Source organism: Roseobacter litoralis Och 149 (assembly GCF_000154785.2).
Classification (GTDB): Bacteria; Pseudomonadota; Alphaproteobacteria; order Rhodobacterales; family Rhodobacteraceae; genus Roseobacter; species Roseobacter litoralis.
The window spans coordinates 1,597,246-1,621,570 of record NC_015730.1; the positions used below are offsets into that span (position 1 = coordinate 1,597,246).

The window sequence follows — 24,325 nt, forward strand, 5'->3', positions numbered from 1 at the left end:
AACACCTTCCGGGTCTAAGGCAGAAGCATCTGTGAAAAAGGCAAGGTGAGCCATGCGCGCGCAACCGGGTGAATCGCATGACGATCAATGAGGAGTTGACGGCTTTTCGCAGCCAGTTCCCGGGCTGCAGTGTCATGACCTTTGCTGATGCGTCGACCGGCATGGTTTTGGGGGCCAGCGCTGCGGTGAGAACAACTCAGGAAACCCTTGATGCGCTTTGTCTTGAGGGGCGTGATGCGGTGAGCGGGCAACTGGCGCAGGCCGTTTCGGCACATTTTGCAACCAGTGCGCAAAGCTTGATTGGCGTTGCAATGCATGCCGATGCGGGTGGGATCAAGTGCTTTGTCAGGGCACCGCTGCCTGCACCTGAGATGTTGTGCTTTGTCGCAGGCGAGAACACCGCGTTCGACGATTTGTTGAATGCCGCCAAAGGCCTGCTCACCCGACTTGTATCGGAGGGTTGAGCGTGACGATGGACAACGCTGCAGATACTGAACGCCTCTTGCAGGCCGTCGCATCGCTGTCGGCAGCACCGGAAAAAATGACGCCGCAAGGCCGTGCGCTTGAGGGGGCATGCGCATCAACCGATCATGCGCTGCTGAGAGAAATAGATGAAACCGTCCTTCGACGTCATTTGGTTTTTTCCACAAAGCCCGGTGAAAGTTTGTCACTTGATGTTGCTGAAAGGCGTATCTCTGAAATTTTGGCGGTGCCGTCTGCTCTTATGCAGGACCACCATGACCTACTGAACAGAAAACTGGCAGACCGGGACGCCTCAGCCGTGGCCAGCCTGATTGCGGCCTATTGCGCCTCGGGACAGCCGCTTTTCGTTGCAGCACGCTTGCCCGAGGGGGCGGAACGTGCAGCGTCTGGCGGGCTGTCATCGCATGCGTTGCATCAAGCACTTGCCGCGGCACGTATCTCGACAAGCCTGCCGGCGGCGTTGGTTGATGGGTTCGAGGCTGGCAAATCACAGGCGATTGCGGTTCTTCTGAGTGCTGCAAATGGCGTGTTAATGGAGTGGGGCGCGCGCGGATGCGAAAAACAGTTGCGCCACATCGCTATCACTGCGGGCGCGAGCGGCCCGCAGCACGGCGTGACCCTGTGGCAAGGGGGGGCGTTGGGAGAAAACACAGTCGTGTTGGGGCATTACGAGGGGCGAACCATCGTGGCCCTGTGTTCAATGGATCACGCGATGGGGCTGTTCCTGACATGGCGAAAGCTGTTTGTGGCAGAGCGTGAGGTTTTAGGCGGAGTGTCAACCGGTTAAGACTGTTTCAACCCCCCAGTCCTCGCAGCGCTGCGCCAATGTGGGCGGGAACGGCGCATCGGTGAACACACCCGTCAGCGACCGCAGCGAAGCTATGCGCACAGGCGCTGACCGGCTGAGTTTCGAGTGGTCGGCGACAAGATAGCATTTGCGCGATTGCGCAATTATTGCACGGCTGACACTGACTTCTTCCACGTCGAAATCCAGAAGGTCGCCGGAAACATCCAATGCCGAGCACCCAATTACCGCGACGTCAAATTTGAAATGGCGTATGGTTTCGACCGCCACATGGCCAATCAGACCGCCATCGCTGCGCCGCAACGCCCCGCCAGTCACAATCGTCTGGCTGGAGGTGTTGTGACCCATGATGCCGGCTACGTTCATATTGTTTGTCACCACCATGAGGTTTTGGTGATGCAGCAGATGTTGGGCCACGGCTTCGGTCGTGGTGCCAATGTTCAGAAAGACCGAACTGCCATCGTCGATACAGGCCGCACAGGCGCGTGCAATCGACGTTTTGGCATAGGCATTCAGTCGCCGTCTTTCGTCATATTCGATATTCGTGGTGCCTGATGGCAAGACCGCGCCCCCGTGCACGCGTTCAAGCTTGTTGTCTGCCGCCAGTTCGGTCAGGTCGCGGCGGATTGTCTGGAGGGTGACGCCGAAGCGGTCCGCGAGGTCATCGACGGTTACCTTACCCTCTCTGTGGGCGATGTTCAGGATGTCTGCGTGCCGAAAGTTCTGTGTCATGGGTGTCTTGCTTTAACTGTGTTGCGGAAACCTCAGGCGGATTTGCCGGCGAGGAAACAGGAATGAGCGCGGTTGAAATTGTTCGTTTTCCCTCTTTTGAACAGTAAACGAAAAATTTCGAAGATAAATGCTTGAATGCGAATGACGGCTGCGGTACGCGCAATCCTATTGGGTGACGGGAAAGACACTATTGTGCCACAGGATTCAGAGAAACCTTATGATCTGTTCATCATCGGTGGTGGCATAAACGGCTGCGGCATCGCGCGCGATGCGGCCGGGCGCGGGTTGCATGTCGCACTCGCCGAAATGAATGATCTGGCCTCGGCCACATCCTCTGCATCGACCAAACTGTTTCATGGCGGGCTGCGCTATCTTGAGTATTTCGAGATCAATCTTGTCAAACATGCCTTGGCAGAGCGTGAAGTTCTGTTGAAAGCGATGCCACATATCAGCTGGCCCATGCGGTTTGTGTTGCCCTATCACCGCGACATGCGGTTTGAGGGCAGCACCCCAACCTCGCGCATTCTAAACGTCGTCATGCCTTGGATGAAGGGGCGACGCCCGTCATGGCTGATCCGGTTTGGTCTTTTCTTATATGACAATCTGGGTGGGCGGGACATCTTGCCGGGCACAAAAACGTTGGATTTGCGGGCTTCTCCCGAGGGCGCGCCTTTGGTGAAAAAGTTCGAAAAGGCGTTTGAATATTCAGATTGCTGGGTCGAAGATTCCCGCCTCGTAGTGCTTAATGCGCGCGATGCTGCCGCGCGGGGGGCATCGGTGATGGTGCGCACCAAAGTGGTTTCTGCCGCGCGGGTCGACGATCTGTGGGAGGTGAGCCTGCAGGACGTAACAACGGGGCAGACGCGCAAGCTGCGGGCGCGCATGTTGGTCAATGCAGGCGGGCCTTGGGTCGGCGATATCATCCAGCAGAAGGTGCGGATAAACTCCACCGAAGGCGTGCGATTGGTGCGTGGGAGCCATATCGTAACGCGCAAACTCTATGATCATGACAAGTGTTACTTTTTTCAGGGCATGGACGGGCGCATCATCTTTGCCATTCCCTATGAGACGGATTTCACGTTGATCGGGACGACGGATGCAGAACATCCTGACCCGTCGGTGTCGCCTGAATGTACGCCTCAGGAGTGTGACTATCTGATTGATTTCGCCAACCAGTACTTTGCTCAAGAGATCACGCGCGACGATGTGGTCTGGACCTATTCGGGGGTGCGACCGCTTTACGACGACGGGGCCAGCAGTGCGACGGCGGCCACGCGGGACTATACCCTCAAAGTGGATGAGGCAGGTGGCGCGCCGATCCTGAATGTCTTTGGCGGCAAGATCACGACCTACCGCAAGCTGGCGGAGGATGCGATGGATCGGATCGTGCCGTTCTTTCCCGGCACCTCAGGGCATTGGACGGCGGGCGTACCCTTGCCGGGCGGTGATTTCGCCGTCGGTGATTTCGACATGCTTGTCACACGACTGCGTGATGATTTTCCTTTCCTTTCGCATTTTTGCGCGCGCAGACTTATGCGCGCCTATGGCACCGAAAGCTGGGACATCATGGCGGGTGCGCAGAAGGTTGAAGAATTGGGGGAACACTTCGGCCATGGGTTGCGCGCGCGCGAAGTGCTCTGGCTGATGACCCATGAATATGCGCAAACAGCCGAAGATATCGTGTGGCGGCGCAACAAATTGGGGTTGCGCTTGAGCCCGCAGGAGGTTTCGGTTCTGGATGACTTTATGCAGGCACAAAGGGTAAAAGAAGGCTCTGACGCTGCACAATAACTTCGGGGAGGGGTGCATGACCCATATTCTGGCCATTGATCAGGGAACCACGTCGTCACGTGCGATCATTTTTGATGGGGCGATGAACATCACCGCATCCGCACAGGAAGAGTTCACGCAACATTATCCCGACAGCGGCTGGGTTGAGCATGATCCCGGTGATTTATGGGCGACAACGGCAGGAACGTGTCGCGCGGCCATCGAAAAAGCAGGCCTGAAGCCTGAGGACATCGCCGCCATCGGGATCACAAATCAACGCGAAACGGTGGTGGTTTGGGATAAAACCACAGGCCAGCCCGTTTACAATGCGATCGTTTGGCAGGACCGGCGCACAGCGGCCTATTGCAAGACGCTGCGCGATGAAGGTCATGACAAGATGATCACGGCGCGCACCGGGCTGCTGGCGGATCCGTATTTCTCGGCGACCAAGCTGAAGTGGATATTGGACAATGTGGAAGGTGCAAGGGACCGCGCGATGCGGGGTGAATTGCTGTTCGGCACGGTTGATACCTTTCTGATCTGGAAACTAACCGGCGGGGCGGCGCATGTCACGGACGCCACGAATGCCGCGCGCACGTCCCTTTATGACATCCACAAAGGACGCTGGAGCCAGACGATCTGCGCGCTGTTTGATATTCCGCAACAGATGTTGCCTGAAGTGAAAGACTGCGCCGCGGACTTTGGCGTGACGCGCTCTGATCTGTTCGGCAGGCCGGTGCTGATCCTCGGCGTTGCGGGTGATCAGCAGGCGGCGACAATCGGGCAGGCGTGTTTTGAACCGGGCATGTTGAAATCGACCTATGGCACGGGGTGTTTCGCCTTGCTGAATACGGGCGACACGGCAGTGGCCTCCAGCAATCGGCTGCTGACTACGATTGCCTATCAGTTTGACGGCAAACCGACCTATGCGCTTGAGGGGTCGATTTTCGTCGCCGGGGCTGTGGTACAATGGCTGCGTGATGGGCTGCAAACCATCCGTAATGCGAGCGAAACCCAAGCGATGGCAGAGCGCGCAGACCCCACCCAGAATGTGGTGCTGGTGCCTGCTTTTGTGGGCTTGGGCGCGCCTTATTGGGATGCTGAGTGTCGGGGTGCGGTTTTTGGGCTGACGCGCAATTCCGGGCCTGATGAATTCGCCAAGGCCGCGCTGGAAAGCGTGGGGTACCAAACCCGCGATCTGTTGGATGCGATGACAGCCGATTGGCAGGGCAGCGGTGCGCGCGCAACATTGCGTGTGGATGGGGGAATGTCGGCCTCGGATTGGGCGATGCAATTTTTGTCAGATATCATAGATGCCCCTGTGGACCGGCCCAAAGTGCTTGAAACCACCGCATTGGGGGCTGCTTGGCTGGCAGGGCAGCGCGCCGGACTTTACCCGGATCAGGCCGGGTTTGCGGCAAACTGGGCACTGGAAAAGACCTTTGAGCCTCAGATGAACGCGGAGGATCGTGATCAAAAATACGCGGCCTGGAAACGGGCGGTGGACGCCACTTTACGGTTTTAATCCAGCGCATGGGAGAGCCAGCTTTCACATTTCAAACTGCAGGTCGGATATCCTTCGGCCGCGGTGTGCGTGCTTCAGCGGCACATGATATTTCGTCCTTAGGCAGCAAGGTGTGTTTGGTGCGCGGGCAGTCCGTGCCATGGGTGGAGGTCCTCGCGGAGGAGCTATCCGCATTGGGCTGCACAACGACGCAAATCATGTGTCGGGCGGAGCCGGATATTTCTGTTGTGGAGGCTGCGTTGGCCAAGATCCGTGCGACACGGGTTGAAGTCGTCGTCGCGGTCGGTGGCGGGTCCGTCATTGATCTAGGCAAAGCGCTCGCAGCGCTTGCACCGGGAAAAGGCCCCCTCATGGATCACCTCGAAGGCGTGGGCAAAGGTCTGCCGTTGCAAGCACCGCCACTGCCTTTTGTAGCGGTCCCAACGACGGCGGGAACGGGATCAGAAGTTACCAAGAACGCCGTGATTGGTGTGCCTCAGTCTGGCCGCAAAGTCAGTTTGCGCGATGACAGGATGCTGCCGCGTCTGGCAATTGTTGATCCCGACCTGATGGACGGCGCGCCGCAATCGGTCACTCTGGCCTCTGGCTTGGACGCGCTTGTGCAGGTCATCGAACCCTATCTGAGCAATCGCAGCAATCTGATAACCGATGCCTTGTGCCGCGATGCGATTCCCAATGCCGCGCATGCACTGGCGCGCCTTGTTGAGGGCGAAGATCGGCAGGCGCGGGATGACATGGCCTTCGCAAGCCTGTGTGGAGGCATAGCACTTGCAAACGCGGGTCTGGGGGCGGTGCATGGCCTCGCAGGTGCGATAGGCGGGCGCACTGGTGCGCCACATGGTCTGATCTGCGGCAGGCTGTTGGGCGGTGTCTTGCAAGCCAACCGGGATGAGTTGACACGGTTGAACCATGAGACTGCCCGGTTTTCAGAGGTGACGGACCATCTGTCCAGTGCTTTGGGAGTAACGACGCCAATCGATGCAACCGCATGGGCAGGTATGCTCGATGCCTGGGGCCTTGCGCGGTTGGGGCGCTGGATTACCCCTGATATTTGCCTGAAAACGATTGCTCAGGATGCGGCTGCCAGCTCGTCAATGCGGGCCAATCCCTGCCTCCTGTCACAAGCCGTTTTGGTGCGCGTCGTTCAAGCGGCTATGTAGGCGCGCCTTGTTTGTTGACGGCGTACGCGGCAAGCTATGTTCACGGGGCAAAGCGGCCCCTGCAAAATAGCCATTGAAATTCCGCTGGTTTTGTGATCGTTAGCGCTAACAAGTATACGATGCTGGTTGCCAGCAAATGCAGATGCAGTCTCAGGAGGATAGGATGTCCCATACGGTAGGTATCAACGGCTTTGGACGAATTGGGCGCGGTGTGCTGCGCGCATTGGTCGAAAACAAGGTTTCTGATGTGGAGGTCGTCGCCATAAACGATCTTTCCAGCCCCGAAACACTGGCGCATCTGTTGAAATACGACAGTGTGCACGGCCGTTTTCAGGGTGACGTCGAGGTGCGCGATGACGCGCTCATCGTGAATGGCAAGCCGATCAGGGTGAGCGCATTGCGCGACCCGGCGGAACTGCCATGGGGCGATGTCGATGTCGCGATGGAATGCACGGGCTTTTTCACGGCGCGCGACAAAGCCGCGCTGCATCTCAAGAACGGATCGGGCCGGGTTTTGATCTCGGCGCCCGGGGCGGATGCGGATCGCACCGTGGTCTTTGGCGTCAACGACCACGAGTTGACCATGGATGATGTGATCGTCTCCAACGCCTCCTGCACGACAAACTGTCTGGCTCCTGTGGCGGCGGTTCTGGACAAGGCGGTTGGCATCAAAACCGGTTATATGACCACGATCCACGCCTATACCGGCGATCAGCCCTCCCACGATTCAGCCCATGAGGATCCCTACCGGGGCCGGGCGGCGGCCTTGTCGATGGTGCCGACTTCTACGGGTGCGGCCAAGGCCATCGCGCTGGTTCTGCCGCGCCTCGAAGGGCGTCTTGAAGGGTCCGCCGTGCGGGTGCCGACACCGAATGTATCCTTGGTGGACCTGAGCTTCATGCCGGAAAAAGACACAACCGTCGAAGAAATCAACGCCGCGATCAAGGCCGCGGCTGATGGACCCATGCAGGGAATTCTATCCTATGAAACGGACCCGATGGTATCGATTGATTTCAACCATGACCCGCACTCATCCTGCTTTGCCGCGCCGCAAACCAAAGTGACGCGCGACGGGCTGGTACGGGTGGTCACCTGGTATGACAACGAATGGGGCTTTGCCAATCGCATGATTGATACCGGACGCAAACTGGCGGCCTTGGCCAAAAGCTGACGCGTGCCGGTCGTGTGAACGACACAGCCATTGGAGAAAGCGAAATGTCACTGAACGATACGATTGATCGCGTTACCCAGCGTATAATCGAACGCAGTCAGGGCCCGCGGGGCGACTATCTGGAGCGTATGAACGCGGCGCGGGTCAAGGGTCCGGCGCGGGCACATCTGAGCTGCAGCGGGCAGGCGCATGCCTACGCGGGTGCGGGTGAGGATCAGGGCAAGCTGGCTCACCAGAGTGCCGGCAATCTTGGCATCGTCACCACGTATAACGACATGCTGTCCGCGCATCAGCCGTTCGAACGCTTCCCCGATCTGATCCGGGAAGCGGCGCGCGAAGCTGGCGGCACGGCACAGGTCGCAGGCGGCGTTCCGGCGATGTGTGACGGGGTGACGCAGGGCGAACCGGGCATGGAACTCAGCCTGTTTTCGCGCGACGTCATTGCCATGGCGACTGCTGTCGCGATGAGCCACAACACATTTGATGCGGCCGTCTATCTTGGCGTTTGTGACAAAATCGTGCCGGGGCTGGTGATCGCAGCACAAACATTCGGCCATGTGCCGACGCTCTTTCTGCCCGCGGGTCCCATGACCTCGGGTCTGTCCAATGACGAAAAAAGCATGGTGCGCCAGAAGTTCGCTGCCGGGGAAGTGGGCCGCGCGGAATTGATGCAGGCCGAGATGGGCGCCTACCATGGGCCGGGGACCTGCACCTTTTACGGCACCGCAAACACCAACCAGATGCTGATGGAATTCATGGGGCTGCACCTTCCCGGCACCAGTTTTGTAACGCCGAATACCGGCCTGCGGGACGCGCTGACCAAAGCGGGGGCAAAACGTGCCTTGGCCATTTCCGATCTGGGCGACAGCTACACACCTGTGTGCGATATCCTGACCGAAAAGGCCTTTGTGAACGGGATTGTCGGGCTGAACGCGACCGGTGGGTCGACAAATCTGCTGATCCACCTTGTTGCGATGGCCCGTGCGGGAGGGATCATTCTGGACTGGCAGGATTTCTCGGATATCTCGGACGTCACGCCTCTCCTGGCGCGGGTCTATCCGAACGGTCTGGCCGATGTGAACCATTTCCACGCGGCGGGTGGTCTCGGCTATATGATCCGGGAACTTCTTGGGGCGGGGCTGCTGCATGCGGACACAAAAACGGTCGCGGGCGGGGGGCTGGAGCTTTACACGCAGGAACCAAAGTTGATCGCGGGCGAGGTCGTCTGGGAACAGGGGACCGAAGAAAGCCTCAACATGAAAATCGTGCGCCCTGCAGCGGATCCGTTTCAGGCAACAGGGGGCCTCAAGCGGCTGTCTGGCTCTTTGGGCAACGCGGTGATCAAGGCCTCGGCGGTCAAACCGGAACATCAGATCGTTGAGGCGCCGGTGCGCGTCTTTCATGATCAGGACTCGGTCAAAAACGCCTGTCGGGCCGGTGAAATCACGCAAGACACCATTATTGTCGTGCGCTTTCAGGGACCCAAAGCCAACGGGATGCCGGAACTACACAGCCTGACGCCCGCCTTGAAAAACCTTCAGGCCAAAGGGCTTAACGTGGCCCTCGTCACGGATGGGCGGATGTCCGGTGCCTCGGGCTCCGTGCCTGCTGCCATCCATGTCAGCCCCGAAGCGCTGGATGGCGGGGCAATTGCGAAACTGCAGGATGGTGACATTGTGCGCGTGGATGCGGTTGCTGGTGTGCTAGAAATCCTGACGGATGGCGTGTTGGAGCGTGCAGTTGCGCAGGCTGATATGTCGGGTAACTACTTCGGTCTGGGGCGCGAGCTATTCGCCAATTTCCGCCGTCAGGTGGGCTCAGCCGATACCGGTGCCTGCACATTGTTCTAAGAAAGGAAGACGTTGATGACCCCTCAGGAAGCAAGCAGACGCGCCCGCGAAATCTGCAGCCTTGCACCCATCGTGCCCGTTCTGGTCGTGGAGGATGCAAGCAAAGCGAGGCCATTGGCCGAAGCGCTGGTCGCTGGCGGATTGCCTGCCCTTGAGGTCACGCTGAGAACGCCCGCAGCCCTTGAGGTGATCGCCGAAATGGCGCAGGTCAAAGGCGGTGTGGTCGGGGCAGGTACCCTTGTCACGCCGGATGACGTGCGCGCCGCGAAAGAGGCCGGGGCAACCTTTGGTGTTTCGCCGGGGGCGACGGACGACCTGATTGATGCCTGTGAGGCGCTGGATCTACCACTTTTGGCAGGGGCTGCCACGGCGACCGAAGCGATGCGCCTGTTGGCGCGGGGCTACGACATGCTCAAGTTTTTCCCGGCGGAGGCATCGGGTGGCGCACCCGCGCTCAAGGCCATCGGCGCGCCCTTGCCGCAGATTTCATTTTGCCCGACGGGCGGTGTCAGCCCGGCAAATGCGGAAAGTTATTTGGCGTTGCCGAATGTCTTTTGTGCTGGTGGCAGTTGGGTCGCGCCCGCAAATTTGGTTGCGCAAAACGACTGGGCGAGCATTGAAGGCCTCGCGAAAGCGGCCAGCACATTGGGCCAATAAGGCGTTCTGGACAGTTGAAAATATAGGAATAGACGAATGATACTGTGCTGCGGCGAAGCGCTGATTGACATGATCCCGACGCCCACCAGCGCGGGCGCGGACGGGTTTGTCCCACATTCAGGTGGCGCGATTTTCAATACCGCCATCGGTCTGGGGCGTCTTGGTGTTCCGACCGGCTTTCTGACCGGGTTGTCGACGGACCTATTCGGGGAACAGCTGGTATCGGACCTCATCGCCAGCCATGTGAACGCCGATTACGCGGTGCGATCAGATTTGCCAACCACGCTGGCCTTCGTGCGGCTGACAGGGGGGCAGGCCACCTACACTTTTTATGATGAAAATTCCGCTGGCCGCAGCCTGCAGCCAGATCAATTGCCGCAGATATCACCGGATGTCACCGCGCTTTACTTTGGCGGGATCAGCCTGATCAGCGAGCCTTGCGCGGAGTTCTACGCGGCATTGGCCCTGCGTGATAGCGCGCAGCGGGTCATCATGCTGGATCCGAACATCCGGCCCGGTTTTATCCGGGATGAAACACGCTACCGCGCCCGGCTGGATCGCATGATCGCTGTGGCCGATATTCTCAAGGTGTCGGACGAGGATCTGGACTGGATTGTACCGGGGTCTGGCACGCCAGAGGATAAGGCCATCGACATGACCGCAAAGGGCCCGCGCATCGTCATCGTCACACGTGGCAGCGCGGGGGCTTCGGCCTATTTCGCGGATGGTCGCGTGGTCACCGTCACTGCACAAACGGCTGTTGTGGTTGATACGGTCGGTGCGGGCGATACGTTCAATTCCGGTGTTCTGGCGCATCTGTCCATGGCCGGTCTGCTGAGCAAACCGCGCGTGCAGGACATTGGCCCTGCTGACATGGAAAACGCGCTGGCACTCGGTGCGCGCGTGGCAGCAGTCACCGTCGCCCGGGCTGGTGCAAACCCGCCCTGGGCGCAGGAACTGAATATATGAAAGCTGGTAACAGAGCCCTGAAAACTGTTACGCCCGTTGAAATGAGCTAAGGTGCGCATGTCCGCGCTACAAACGAGAGTATATGATTGCGATGCCCACACCGAGTATATCTGCCCCGTCCGTTGATGATTTTAGCGCGGCGATCCTGCGCCACCTGAAACTGTCGTTGGGCAAGGATCCTGATCATGCGTCGCTCTATGACTGGCGCATGTCTCTGGCGCTGAGCTTGCGTGATTATGTGGTGGACCCTTGGTTTGACAGCACCAGAAAGACCTATGAGGCACGTGGCAAGCGCGTCTATTACCTGTCGATGGAATTTTTGATTGGCCGTCTGATTGAAGATGTGGCTGTCAATCTGGGGCTGGAAGAGATCGCCGAAGACGCCATCACAGCCCTTGGTCAACACTATGGGGATGTGGTTGCAAACGAGCCGGACGCTGCCTTGGGCAACGGCGGGCTGGGGCGTTTGGCGGCCTGTTTCATGGATTCGCTGTCGACCCTTGGGATACCAGCCTACGGCTATGGTATCCGCTACGAACATGGTCTGTTTGAACAGCATTTTGAAGACGGGGCGCAGATCGAAACTGCAGAAACATGGCTTTCGCAGGCGCATGTCTGGGAATTTGAGCGTCCCGAAGTCGCCTATCCCATTCATTTTGGTGGCCATGTGGCGGATGAGAACGGCAAGACCGTCTGGCACGCGGGCGAAACGGTCATGGCCTCGGCCTATGACACGCCCGTGGTCGGCTGGCAGGGGCGGTGGGCAAACACGCTGCGTCTTTGGGCGGCGAAACCGACCACGAATTTCGATCTCGAGAGCTTTAACCGCGGCGATTATATTGCCGCCAGCGCACCCGAGGCACTAGCACGCACGATCAGCCGGGTGCTCTATCCGGATGACACCACCGACGTTGGCAAAGAGCTGCGCCTGAAACAGGAATACTTCTTTACCTCCGCCTCCCTGCAGGATTTGCTGCGCCGCTTCCTCAGTGAGGGTGGAGCGCTCAAGGATCTGTCAGATCACGTCGCGATCCAGCTGAATGATACGCACCCGGCGATTGCGGGCCCTGAGCTTGTGCGCCTGTTGATCGATGAGCATCAGTTTGAAGTGTCGCAGGCCATCACGACCGCGCGCGCCTGTCTTGCCTACACAAACCACACGCTGCTGCCCGAAGCGCTGGAACGCTGGCCCGAAGACCTGTTCGCACGCGTTCTGCCGCGCCATCACCGCATTATCCAACTAATCGAGGCGGCACATTTCGCCACGGCGGGGGACACTGTGCGCATCTTTGAGCATGGCGAGGTGAAAATGGGGGAGCTGGCGTTCGTCATGGCCCATCACGTCAATGGTGTGTCCGCGCTGCATTCCGAACTGGTAAAGGAAACGGTGTTTTCTGACCTGAACGCGGCCTATCCGGGGCGGATCATCAATCAGACCAATGGAATAACGCCGCGCCGCTGGCTTTATTCCTGCAACCGACCGCTGCGCACGCTGATCAACGACACGATCGGGACCGCATGGCCGGACAATCTGGATCAGCTTTCGGGTTTGACACCGCACGTGGATGACAGTGCTTTCCTCGAACGGTTTCAGGCCGCCAAAGACACGAACAAAGTGCAATTGGCCAATTGGCTTAAGGCGCGCAATGGGGTCAGCATCGACCCAGCGGCCATGTTTGACGTACAGATCAAGCGCATCCATGAATACAAGCGCCAGTTGATGAACCTGCTGGAAACGGTTGCCCTGTGGAATGATATCCGAGCCAAACCAAATGGCGGTTGGACACCGCGCGTCAAGCTGTTCGGCGGCAAGGCGGCACCGGGGTATGTGGTTGCAAAAGAGATCATTCACCTGATCAACGATGCCGCACGCGTCATCAATGCAGACCCGGTCACGCGTGAATTTCTGCAAATTGTCTATCCGGAAAACTACAATGTCTCCATGGCCGAGATGCTGATCCCGGCGGCTGACCTGTCAGAACAGATCTCGACCGCCGGAAAGGAAGCGTCTGGCACAGGCAATATGAAATTTGCCCTGAACGGCGCGCCCACAATCGGCACGCTCGATGGCGCGAATGTGGAAATCCGCGACTGCGTCGGGGCTGAGAATTTCTTTTTGTTCGGTCTGACGGCGGCAGAGGTTACGGCGCGCCGGGCAGAGCCTGACTATGCCCGCACCGCAATTGCTGCGAGCCCCCGATTGAGCGAAGTGCTGGATCAGGTCAAATCAGGGTTGTTTTCCGGTGGAGATACAGATCGCTACGTGAACCTTGTGAATGGCCTTTATGATCACGATTATTTCCTCGTGACCTGTGATTTTGACGCCTATTTCGCGGCGCAACGGCAGGTTGATACGGCCTTTGCTGACAGCCGCCACTGGACGCGGATGGCCGCGTTGAACACGGCGCGCGTGGGGTGGTTCTCCTCCGACAGAACCATCAGCGGTTACGCCAAGGACATCTGGCAGGCCCATAGCCTGCTGGAACAACGCGACGCTGATCAAAACGTCGCCTGAAGGAAAGAATGCTGTGAACATCTCAGTAACAGACGCTGAAAAGCTTGCTGAAGGGCGTCACAGTAATCCGTTTTCGATACTTGGCCTGCATGAGGTATCGGGAAAGCTCTGCGTGCGGGCTTTCCTGCCCGGTGCGGATGCCGTCGAGGCAATCGACCCAAAGACCGGGCGTATAATCGTGAAACTCGACCTCACGGAATCGCCGGGCCTTTTTGCCGGCACTGCCGCGCGGCGGAAAAAACGATTTGCCTACCACCTGCGTGTCACACAAGGCGCGCATCAGTGGCAGATGGATGATCCGTATCGTTTTGGTCCTGTCATGGGCGATATGGATGAGTACCTCCTCGGCGAAGGATCACATCGGCAATTGTGGACTGCACTGGGTGCTCATGTGATCACTCATGAAGGGGTATCTGGCACGCATTTCGCCGTCTGGGCGCCAAATGCCGCCCGTGTGTCGGTGGTTGGGGTGTTCAACGTCTGGGATGGCCGTCGCACCGTGATGCGCCAGCGCGGTGCCAGCGGTGTCTGGGAGATCTTCATCCCGGGCATCAGCGATGGTGAGATTTACAAATACGAAATCATGACCGCAGACGGATCAATTTTGCCGCAAAAGGCGGATCCCGTCGGATTTGGGTCAGAGCACCCCCCGCGCACCGGATCGGTCGTGCGCAAGATTGACGGTTATGAATGGGACGACAGCCCGTGGATGTCCCGGCGCGCGCAGTTGCAGCGCATCAACCAGCCTATTTCGATCTATGAAGTGCACCTTGGATCGTGGCGGCGTGTGCCGGAAGACGCAAATCGCCCGCTCAGCTATATCGAACTGGCTGAGCAACTGGTCGCCTATGTCAAGGACATGGGATTTACTCATATCGAATTGATGCCGATCTCGGAATTTCCCTTTGATGGCTCGTGGGGATATCAGCCGGTTGGTCTTTTTGCACCGACGATCCGGCACGGCACAGTTGATGAGTTCCGCGCGCTGATCTCGGCCTGTCATCGCGAAAACATCGGCGTGATCCTCGATTGGGTGCCGGGGCATTTTCCCGAGGATGCGCATGGGTTGGGCAAGTTTGACGGCACAGCCCTTTATGAGCATGCGGACCGCAAGGAAGGGTTCCATCCCGACTGGAACACGCTTGTCTTCAATTACGGGCGTGCCGAAGTCGCAAACTATCTGGCGGCGAACGCGCTTTATTGGCTGCAGGAGCATCACGTCGATGGCCTGCGTGTCGATGCCGTCGCCTCGATGCTATATCGCGACTATTCCCGCAAGGACGGCGAATGGATTCCGAATAAGGACGGCGGGCGCGAAAACTACGAAGCCATTTCATTTTTGCAAAAGGTGAACACTGAAACCTACGGCGAGGTTTCCGGGATCATGACCATTGCCGAAGAATCCACAGCATTCCCGGGCGTGAGCGCGCCGGTGGACGCGGGGGGCCTCGGCTTTGGGTTCAAGTGGAACATGGGCTGGATGAACGATACGCTGAGTTACATGCAGCAGGATCCGATCCACCGAAAATACCACCACGACAAGATGACCTTTGGCTTGCACTATGCTTTTTCCGAAAACTTCATCCTGCCGCTCAGTCATGATGAAGTTGTGCATGGCAAAGGTGCTTTGCTGGACAAAATGCCGGGGCAGGGCGATGATAAATTCGCTAACCTGCGCGCCTATTATGGCTTTATGTGGGGGCATCCGGGCAAAAAGCTGCTGTTTATGGGCTGCGAGTTTGCACAGGGCATCGAGTGGAACCACGACAGCAGTCTTGACTGGCATCTGTTGGACCACCCGCAACACCGCGGTATGCGAAATCTTGTGCGTGATCTGAACGCGCTCTACCGGGATAGCGCGGCGCTCTACGCGCTGGATTGTGCGCCACAAGGCTTTGAATGGGTTGACGAAAATAACGCTGAGGCGTCAGTCTTTGCCTGGCTTCGACATGGTGGGGATGGCGTCGCACCGATGCTGGTGGTGAGCAATTTCACACCGGTTGCGCGATCGAATTATCGTCTCGGCGTCCCAAATGCCGGACGGTGGGTGGAGCGGCTGAATACCAATGCGGATTGCTATGGCGGGACCGGTCTGGGCAATTTGGGTGGGGTGCATAGCGCAGAGATTGCGGCGGACGGCAAGGCATTTTCGATCGAAGTGGTTCTGCCTCCGCTCACGACACTGTTTTTTCAGTTGGAAGGTATTTGACGACGCCCGCAAAGAGGCAATTACACTTTAGGGGAGGACGACACGATGAACAGAGAAGAGCAACGATTGGCGCAACAGACCATGGCCTTTGTTCTGGCCGGGGGGCGGGGCAGCCGCCTTTATGAGCTGACGGACCGGCGCGCCAAGCCTGCGATGTACTTTGGTGGCAAGAGCAGGATCATCGATTTCCCCCTGTCCAATGCCGTGAATTCCGGAATCAGGCGGATCGGGGTCGCAACCCAATACAAGGCGCATTCGCTGATCCGACACCTGCAACGGGGCTGGAGTTTCTTTCGCGCGGAACGCAACGAGTCGCTCGACATTCTGCCTGCCTCGCAACAGATGAATGATGAAAACTGGTACAAGGGCACGGCCGATGCGGTCGCCCAGAACAAAGACATCATCGAAGGGTACGGCCCGAAATACATCATCATTCTGGCGGGCGATCACATCTACAAGCAAGACTATGCGGAGATGATCCGCCATCACGTGGACAGCGGTGCCGATGTCACCGTCGGCTGTATCGAAGTGCCGCGCATGGAAGCCACCGGTTTCGGCGTGATGAAAGTGGACACCGAAGACCGCATTCTCGATTTCGTCGAAAAACCCAGTGATCCGCCCGCGATGCCAGGACATCCCGACCAGGCTTTGGCCAGCATGGGGATCTATGTCTTTGAAACTGAGTACCTTTTCAAAATCATGGAAGATTGTGCAGCAACGCCGGGGTATTCCCATGATTTCGGCAGTGATATCATTCCGCTGATTGTGCGAACAGGAAAGGCCGTCGCGCATCCCTTCAGTCGCTCATGCGTTCTCACGGTAAACGAGGAAGCGCCCTATTGGCGCGATGTTGGCACGGTTGATGCCTTCTGGCAGGCCAACCTTGATCTGACGGATTTCAAACCGGCGTTGGACCTATACGATACCGAATGGCCGATCTGGACCTATTCGGAACTCACCGCGCCGGCAAAATTCATCCATAACGAAGAGGGGCGCAGGGGATCTGCGGTGTCTTCCATGGTCTCTGGCGGGTGTATCATCTCTGGGTCCAGTCTTGAGCGCTGCTTGCTCTTCACCGGCGTGCGCACGCATTCGTTTTCGCAACTGCAAGGGGTGGTGAGCATGCCCTATGCGGTGATCAATCGCAATGCACGTCTGACCAATGTGGTTGTGGATCGGGGTGTGATCATTCCACAAGGGCTGGTCGTGGGTGAAGACGCAGCCCTTGATGCAGAGCGGTTTCGGCGCACTGAAAGTGGCGTCTGCCTGATTACGCAACCGATGATCGACAAGCTGGATATGTAACGTGAAAGTACTTTTTGTGGCGTCGGAATGTGCGCCGTTTGTCAAAACGGGCGGTCTGGCGGATGTGATCGGCGCGGTTCCCAAAGCGCTTGCGCATCTGGGGGTTGAGGCGCGCGTGATGCTGCCGCTTTATCCGGCTTTGAAGAAAATGTCAGTTAAAGGCCAGACGGTGTGGAAAACGCCTGACCTGCACGGGGGCAAGGCGCGTCTCATCCACCTTGTGGCGGAGGGACTTGATTTGCTGCTCCTTGATGCGCCGCATCTTTTTGATCGGGGCGGTAGTATCTATCAGAATGCGGATGGTGAGGATTGGCCCGATAATGCTCTTCGTTTCGGGGCGTTATCTTATGTCGCCGCAGAAGTTGCGGCAAACGGCGTCGCAGGCTGGCAGCCGGATATCGTGCATGCGCATGACTGGCAGGCGGGACTGGTCCCGGCCTATCTGCATCAGATGAACGCGCCAACGCCGCCCTGCGTGTTGACGATCCACAACATCGCGTTTCAGGGGCTTTTTGCAGCCGATCTGATGGAACCCCTCGGGCTGGATGATGCGCTTTATACCCAGGACGGGGTCGAGTTTTACGGCAACTTGGGGTTCTTGAAAGCTGGCGTTGCATTAGCCGACAAGATCACGACCGTCAGCCCCACCTACGCGCGCGAGATCATGCATCCGGAATTTGGCATGGGCCTTGAGGGGTTGCTGAGCGCGCGGGCGCGTGATGTCAGCGGCATTCTGAACGGTATCGACCTTGATGTCTGGAACCCGGAAACTGACCCGGTGTTGCCCACCCCGTATTCGGTCAAGCGTCTGAAACCAAAGCAGCAAAGCCACAAAGCGGTGATTGAGCGGTTCGGGCTGACACCGCCTGAGAATGCGCCGCTGTTTTGTGTGATCAGCCGGTTGACCACGCAGAAAGGCGTCGACGTGCTTCTCGATGTGTTGCCCGGCCTTGTGGCGCGTGGCGCGCGGCTTGCGGTGCTGGGCAGTGGGGATCGCGACCTTGAGGCGGGCTTTGTCGCCGCCGCGCATCGCTTTCCGGGGGCTGTTGGGGTGATCATCGGATATGACGAGGATTTGTCCCATTTGATGCAGGGGGGCAGTGACGCGATCCTGATCCCGTCGCGGTTTGAGCCATGTGGCCTCACGCAGCTTTACGGGTTGCGCTATGGCACAGTGCCGGTCGTGGCGCGCACCGGCGGGCTGGCCGACACCATCGTCGACGCAAACGAAGCCGCTCTTGCTGCGAATTGTGCGACGGGTGTGCAATTTGCGCCGGTGACACCGTCCGCGCTGTCCCATGCCATCGACCACTGTTGCGATCTTTTCGAGCAGCCGAAAATCTGGTCCGGGATGATGCGCCGCGCAATGCGCCACCCCGTCGGCTGGGAGACTTCCTCCAAAGCCTATCTTGAGGTTTACGACAGCCTTCTGGGCGGATAACCCAACCTCATGGAATATCAGATCACATCCGGGAGCCCGCTGCGCATGGGCGCGCATCATGATGGGCGTGGCGTGAATTTTGCCGTGTTCTCGGCGCATGCCAGTCAGATTGATCTGTGTTTGTTTTCGCCAGACGGATGCACGCAGGTCGCGCGCCTGCCTTTGCCGGAACGCAGTGGCGATATCTGGCACGGTTATCTGCAGGGACTGCCGCTTGGTACTGTCTACGGATACCGCGCCCATGGGGTCTATGAGCCCGAGCAGGGGCACCGGTTTAACCCCAATAAACTCTTACTGGATCCCTATACCCGGCAGCTGTGCGGCGCGTTTGCCGATAATCCTGCGAAGCTTGGCTATGTCGAAGGGGACGCCGCGGAAGATCTGTCTTTTGATCCGCGCGATTCCGCGCCCTATGTTGCCAAGTCGGTTGTCAGCGACCCCGCGCTTTTTACGAAAATTACCGATCAGCCACAGACGCCTTGGGAAGACACGTTGATCTACGAAGCGCATGTCAAAGGTCTGACGGCACAAAACGACCGCATTCCCGCTGCTACCCGTGGCACATACGAAGCGCTGGCCAGTGATGAAATGCTGGACCACTTCAAGCAGCTAAGCGTCACAGCGCTTGAACTTCTGCCGGTACATGCCTTTCTGAACGATAGTTTTCTACTTAAGAAAGGTCTCACAAACTACTGGGGTTACAATACAATTGGATTTTTTGCACCTGAGCCGCGGTATTTCGGACCCGAAGGGATCGCAGGTTTTCAGCGGATGGTGCGCCGACTGCATTCTGCCAGGATCGAGGTCATTCTGGATGTGGTCTATAATCACACGGCCGAGGGCGATCAGCGCGGCCCGACGCTGAGTTTTCGAGGTCTCGATAATGCCTCCTACTATCGGTTGACCGATGAGGACGCGCGATATTACGTGAATGACACGGGTACGGGCAACACGCTGAATGTCGCGCACCCTCAGGTGCTGCGCATGGTGCTCGACAGCCTGCGCTTCTGGGTCGAGCACATGGGCGTCGACGGATTTCGTTTCGATCTGGCAACAACGCTGGCGCGCGAAGCGGATGGGTTTGACCCGCAGGGTGGGTTCATGGATGCGCTGCGTCAGGACCCTGTGCTGGCCGGGGTCAAACTGATCGCGGAACCTTGGGACATCGGACCCGGCGGATACCAGTTGGGGGCATACCCGCCCGAATTTGCCGAATGGAACGACGCGTATCGCGATACGGTTCGCCGCTTCTGGAAAGGCGACAGCCACAGCGCGCAGGACCTTGCCGCGCGGTTGCTGGGCTCTGCTGAAGTGTTTGATCACCGTGGGCGGCGTGCGTGGTCGTCGGTGAACTTCATCGCAGCGCATGACGGGTTCACGCTGGCGGATACAACGAGTTATGCCAAGCGGCACAATCAGGCAAACCGCGAGGGAAACCGAGACGGACATCATACCAATCATTCGGACCCTTGTGGCGTGGAAGGGCCCACATCTGACCCGGATATTCTGGCCAGACGTGCAAGACGGCAACGCAACATGCTTGCCACGATGTTTTTGTCACAAGGCACCCCGATGCTGCTTGCGGGCGATGAGATGGGCAACGGGCAGGCGGGCAACAACAATGCCTATTGTCAGGACAATGCCATCGGATGGGTCGACTGGCAGGCAGATCAATCCGGCCTTGCCCACTTTGTAAAAGAGCTTTCCGCGTTCAGGGCCGCCCATCCGGTGCTGCGCCAGACGCGGTTTCTGCACGGGGCAATGCGTGTCAGCGATGGGCTGCCCGATGTGGCGTGGTTTGATGTCTCGGGCGCTGCCCCTGACTGGCATGACCCGGGGTTATCGACGTTTTGTCTGATGTTGCGCGGGTCCGCGGATGCGGTGGTTAATACGGTCCATGATGATGCGGTGCTGGTGATCATAAACCGCGCGCCCGAGGCTGTGAAACTCAGGCTGCCAGACACGCCAGACGCGCAGGGCTGGAAGGTCGGGCTTCGAACCGGGGCCGCATCCAGCGTCGCCAAAGTCGAAGCGGAATTCCTGGTCGAGGCCGAAGAAGTTGTCGCCCTGACGCTCGCGCCTGTGGATAACGCGCATGAACGCTGATCTGTATTTGTCCCAGCTCGCTGCGGAAGTGGGTGTTTTCGCCGAGTTTAACGACATGCAGGGCGTCACTCATGTGACCTCGCCGGAAACGCAAGCTGCTCTGATACGCGCCAATGGATATAGCGCGCAAACACCGGCAGAAGTTCGCGAAACACTTGAGGCCCTGCGCGCTGACAAGGACGCAGCCTACGTACAGGATGAGATCGTCGTAGCCTGTGATCACCCGCAACACATCGTGTGTACCCGTCCGGTTGCGTGGTCGGTTTTGGCCGAAGGGTCGCATCAGGTTCTGGCAGAAGGGCGGAGCGAGACGCATATTTCACTGCCCGCTTTGCCGATGGGGGTGCATGCTCTTGTGCTTAACGGCGCAAATGGTCCGCAGGAAGCCTGCCTGATCGCCGCACCTGCACAAGCCCCGTCACTGCAGCAGATCGCCCAAACGAAACGCTGCTGGGGGGTGATGGCAGCATTATACGGGCTTGGGTCACGCAGCGGACAACACATCGGTAGTTTTGCGGATCTGGCTGAGGCTGCCGCGATCTTTGGCCGATGTGGCGCGGGGTTTCTTGGTATCAACCCGGTACATGCGCTCGGGATGGCGGCGGGGGACACGATCAGCCCTTATTCCCCCACACATCGCGGCTTTCTCAACACCGACCATATCGCGCCTTTGACGCCAAACCCGGCTGAAACCCCAGTTGGTGATCTGCTGGATTATGCGCAGCATCGCCGGCTTCAGCGGCCTGCTTTGCAACGTGAGTTCGAAGCGTTTCTGGGCTACGCCACGGTGCCGGAAAGCAAAGCGTTCGATGCGTTTTGCGATGTCGAAGGGGCGCGACTGGTCGAGTTTGCAGTTTTCGAACAGGTCAGCCAGAAACATGGGCCCGATTGGCGCGACTGGCCGCAGGCTTTGCATGACCCGAAAAATGCACTGCACGAGACATCAAACGTGGATTTGATGTTTCACAAATGGCTGCAATGGCGCGCTGATACACAGCTTGATGTGGCACAACAGACGGCGCGTGCTGCAGGGATGGCGTTGGGGCTATACCTTGATCTGGCTGTGGGCGCGCGCGTCGGTGGCGCGGAAACCTGGGGCACAGAGACGGCCACCGCCGAGGGCGTATCCCTTGGTGCGCCGCCTGATCACCTCAGCCCGGCGGGACAGAACTGGCAGCTTGCGGCGCTTTCTCCGGTCAAGCTCAAGGCGACGCGCTATGCCGCCCTGCGCGCTATCCTTGCGAAAAACATGAAACACGCAGGCCTTATGCGGATAGACCACGCCTTGGGGCTGAGCCGCAGTTTCTGGATACCGCAGGATGGCAGCCCCGGTGCCTATATGCGTCAGCCGCTGAAGTCTCTGGTCGCACTGATCGCGATCGAGGCGCAGCGTGCCGGCACGGTGATTGTCGGCGAAGACCTCGGCCTTGTGCCCGATGGATTTCGTGCTGAGATGGCGGGACATGGCTTTTATGGCTATTCCGTGCTGCAATATGAAAAAGACGCAAAAGGCGTGCTTTTGACACCGGATCATTTGCGCGCGCAGTCTCTGGCTTGCTTTGGCACGCATGACACACCGACGCTGTCGGGTTTCTGGAAGGGGCGTGATATTGACTGGTGGCACCGTCTTGGCTGGATTGATGAAGGCGCGGCAGCGCGTGCGCGGCGTTCCCGGTCAAAGGAAAAGCGCCAATTGTCGGCGATACCCGCACCTGAACGCCTGCCGAAAGATGTGACGGCGGCTGTGCGAGACAAGGTGCATGCGGACTTGGCTGCATCGCCTGCAGCTTTGGTGGCAGTGCAGCTTGACGATGTTTTATCTTTGACAGAGGCTCAGAATCTGCCGGGCACGATTGAAGCGCACCCGAACTGGCGGCGGAGGTACCCGGTGAGCGGTGCAGCACTCGCCAAGAATAAAGCGTTGAAGGCCACGGGCACGATCATGGCCCGTGCAGGACGAAACATAGCAGACCGAAAGGAAGATGGATGACCCTGTCGAGCATACAAAAAGGCCCTTTTGAGGGCCAGAAACCCGGCACGTCGGGGCTGCGCAAGAAAACCCGGGTATTCATGGAACCGGGCTATCTGGAGTGTTTCGTGCAATCCACCTTCAATGCAATCGGTGGGGTCGCGGGCAAATCACTGGTCATCGGCGGCGATGGTCGGTTCTATAATGACAAGGCTATCCAGATCATCCTGAAGATGGCCGCGGCCAATGGCGCGGCGCTGGCGATTGTCGGGCAGGGCGGCTTACTGTCGACGCCGGCTGTCTCTCATCTGATCCGCAAACGCAAAACCGACGGCGGGCTGATCCTGTCGGCCAGCCATAATCCCGGCGGTATCGATGAGGATTTCGGCATCAAATACAATGTCGCCAATGGCGGCCCGGCACCTGAATCCGTGACCGCCAGCATGTTCGATGAAACGCTCAAGATCACCGAATACAGAATATCGGATGCGCCGGATATCGCGTTGGACCAGATTGGCCAGTACCAAATCGGCGAGATGCGGATTGAGATCATTGATCCGGTCTCTGATTATGCTGCCCTGATGGAAGACCTGTTCGATTTTGACAAGATCAAAGGGCTGTTTTCGGGTGGGTTTACAATGCGGTTTGATGCGATGCACGCCGTCACCGGACCCTATGCAAAGGCTATTCTGGAAGACCAGCTTGGCGCAGCAGCCGGATCGGTGATCAATGCGGTCCCGAGCGAGGATTTTGGCGGTGGTCACCCCGACCCGAACCCTGTCTGGGCCAAAGTGCTGATGGATGAGATGATGTCGCCTGCCGCCCCCGATTTCGGTGCGGCCTCTGACGGGGACGGGGACCGCAACATGATTGTCGGGCGTGGCACCTATGTGACGCCCTCCGATAGTCTCGCCGTTCTGGCGGCCAATGCGCATCTGGCACCTGCTTATGCAGCGGGGCTTGCGGGCGTGGCGCGCTCCATGCCCACAAGTGCTGCAAGTGACCGCGTCGCTGAAAAGCTGGGTATCAACAGCTTTGAGACGCCAACGGGTTGGAAGTTCTTTGGCAATCTGCTGGACGCAGGCAAGGTCACGCTCTGCGGTGAAGAGAGCGCCGGTACGGGCTCAGATCATGTGCGCGAAAAGGACGGACTGTGGGCGGTCTTGCTTTGGCTGAACATTCTCGCGGTGCGTCAGCAATCCGTGGCGGATATTCTTAAGGACCATTGGGCAGAATACGGTCGGAACTATTATTCACGCCATGACTATGAGGCTGTGCCGACAGAGGCGGCCAATGCCCTGATGGCCCAGCTGGAGGCGAAGTTTGACGCTTTGCCCGGCACGGTCTGGTCAGGATTGACGGTTACCACTGCAGATAGTTTTTCCTATCATGACCCGGTGGATGGTTCGGTCAGTCACAATCAGGGATTGCGGATCAGCTTTGGCGGTGGCGCACGCGCTGTTTTGCGGCTGTCCGGGACGGGCACGGAAGGCGCAACGCTGCGTGTCTATCTGGAGCAATATGCGGGGCCAGAGGCTGATCATTCGTTGACGGCCGAGGCCGCATTGGCATCTGTACGCGCGGCAGTTATCGAAATGACCGCCATGCACTCCCACATTGGCCGCACGGAACCGAACGTGCGCACATGAAGTCACTGC

Annotated in this window: 17 protein-coding genes; 16 read left to right on the top strand and 1 reads right to left on the bottom strand. The window is 58.5% G+C overall.

Annotated elements, in window-relative coordinates; translation table 11 throughout:
- The first annotated feature begins 77 nt into the window (after positions 1-77).
- A complete protein-coding gene (locus RLO149_RS07525; RefSeq protein WP_013961483.1) occupies positions 78-464 on the top strand; it encodes a hypothetical protein in 387 nt (128 codons plus the stop codon).
- An 8-nt stretch (positions 465-472) separates the two neighbouring features.
- Positions 473-1,270 carry a hypothetical protein gene (locus tag RLO149_RS07530; protein WP_013961484.1) on the top strand — a complete coding sequence of 266 codons (798 nt, stop codon included), beginning with the start codon at positions 473-475 and terminating at the stop codon, positions 1,268-1,270.
- Here the strand turns inward: RLO149_RS07530 and RLO149_RS07535 are convergent.
- Complete coding sequence (locus RLO149_RS07535) at positions 1,259-2,020, bottom strand: DeoR/GlpR family DNA-binding transcription regulator (RefSeq protein ID WP_013961485.1); 762 nt, start codon at positions 2,018-2,020, stop codon at positions 1,259-1,261. The genes RLO149_RS07530 and RLO149_RS07535 overlap by 12 nt on opposite strands.
- 141 nt (positions 2,021-2,161) lie before the next feature.
- Here RLO149_RS07535 and glpD point away from each other — a divergent pair, with 141 nt between their 5' ends.
- From glpD to RLO149_RS07605, 14 genes are all read left to right on the top strand, one after another.
- Positions 2,162-3,811: a glycerol-3-phosphate dehydrogenase gene (gene glpD, locus RLO149_RS07540; RefSeq protein WP_245538137.1), complete on the top strand. Its 1,650-nt coding sequence runs from the start codon at positions 2,162-2,164 to the stop codon at positions 3,809-3,811.
- A gap of 16 nt (positions 3,812-3,827) precedes the next feature.
- Positions 3,828-5,315, top strand: coding sequence for a glycerol kinase GlpK (glpK, locus tag RLO149_RS07545; RefSeq protein WP_013961487.1), 1,488 nt, complete (start codon positions 3,828-3,830; stop codon positions 5,313-5,315).
- An 8-nt stretch (positions 5,316-5,323) separates the two neighbouring features.
- Positions 5,324-6,475 (top strand): iron-containing alcohol dehydrogenase, encoded by a 1,152-nt coding sequence (locus RLO149_RS07550; RefSeq protein WP_013961488.1) that lies wholly within the window; start codon positions 5,324-5,326, stop codon positions 6,473-6,475.
- Positions 6,476-6,638: 163 nt separating this feature from the next.
- Positions 6,639-7,646, top strand: a complete 1,008-nt coding sequence (gene gap, locus RLO149_RS07555) for a type I glyceraldehyde-3-phosphate dehydrogenase (protein WP_013961489.1) — start codon at positions 6,639-6,641, stop codon at positions 7,644-7,646.
- Between the two features lie 44 nt (positions 7,647-7,690).
- Positions 7,691-9,496, top strand: a complete 1,806-nt coding sequence (gene edd, locus RLO149_RS07560) for a phosphogluconate dehydratase (RefSeq protein ID WP_013961490.1) — start codon at positions 7,691-7,693, stop codon at positions 9,494-9,496.
- A 15-nt stretch (positions 9,497-9,511) separates the two neighbouring features.
- Positions 9,512-10,153: a bifunctional 4-hydroxy-2-oxoglutarate aldolase/2-dehydro-3-deoxy-phosphogluconate aldolase gene (gene eda, locus RLO149_RS07565; protein WP_013961491.1), complete on the top strand. Its 642-nt coding sequence runs from the start codon at positions 9,512-9,514 to the stop codon at positions 10,151-10,153.
- A 36-nt stretch (positions 10,154-10,189) separates the two neighbouring features.
- Complete coding sequence (locus tag RLO149_RS07570) at positions 10,190-11,122, top strand: carbohydrate kinase family protein (RefSeq protein WP_013961492.1); 933 nt, start codon at positions 10,190-10,192, stop codon at positions 11,120-11,122.
- 82 nt (positions 11,123-11,204) lie between these two features.
- Complete coding sequence (locus tag RLO149_RS07575) at positions 11,205-13,637, top strand: glycogen/starch/alpha-glucan phosphorylase (RefSeq protein WP_013961493.1); 2,433 nt, start codon at positions 11,205-11,207, stop codon at positions 13,635-13,637.
- Positions 13,638-13,650: 13 nt separating this feature from the next.
- Positions 13,651-15,846, top strand: coding sequence for a 1,4-alpha-glucan branching protein GlgB (gene glgB, locus RLO149_RS07580; RefSeq protein WP_013961494.1), 2,196 nt, complete (start codon positions 13,651-13,653; stop codon positions 15,844-15,846).
- Positions 15,847-15,891: 45 nt separating this feature from the next.
- Complete coding sequence (gene glgC, locus RLO149_RS07585; RefSeq protein WP_013961495.1) at positions 15,892-17,151, top strand: glucose-1-phosphate adenylyltransferase; 1,260 nt, start codon at positions 15,892-15,894, stop codon at positions 17,149-17,151.
- A 1-nt stretch (position 17,152) separates the two neighbouring features.
- Entirely contained in the window at positions 17,153-18,592 is a 1,440-nt protein-coding gene (gene glgA / locus RLO149_RS07590; RefSeq protein ID WP_013961496.1) for a glycogen synthase GlgA, read from the top strand.
- Between the two features lie 9 nt (positions 18,593-18,601).
- The gene (glgX, locus tag RLO149_RS07595) at positions 18,602-20,698 is read left to right on the top strand and encodes a glycogen debranching protein GlgX (protein WP_013961497.1); all 2,097 of its coding nucleotides are present in this window, start codon (positions 18,602-18,604) and stop codon (positions 20,696-20,698) included.
- On the top strand, positions 20,688-22,688 hold the full coding sequence (gene malQ, locus RLO149_RS07600; RefSeq protein WP_013961498.1) for a 4-alpha-glucanotransferase: 2,001 nt from the start codon (positions 20,688-20,690) through the stop codon (positions 22,686-22,688). Before glgX ends, malQ begins: the two co-directional genes overlap by 11 nt.
- Positions 22,685-24,316 carry an alpha-D-glucose phosphate-specific phosphoglucomutase gene (locus RLO149_RS07605; protein WP_013961499.1) on the top strand — a complete coding sequence of 544 codons (1,632 nt, stop codon included), beginning with the start codon at positions 22,685-22,687 and terminating at the stop codon, positions 24,314-24,316. Before malQ ends, RLO149_RS07605 begins: the two co-directional genes overlap by 4 nt.
- The last annotated feature ends 9 nt before the right edge of the window (positions 24,317-24,325 follow it).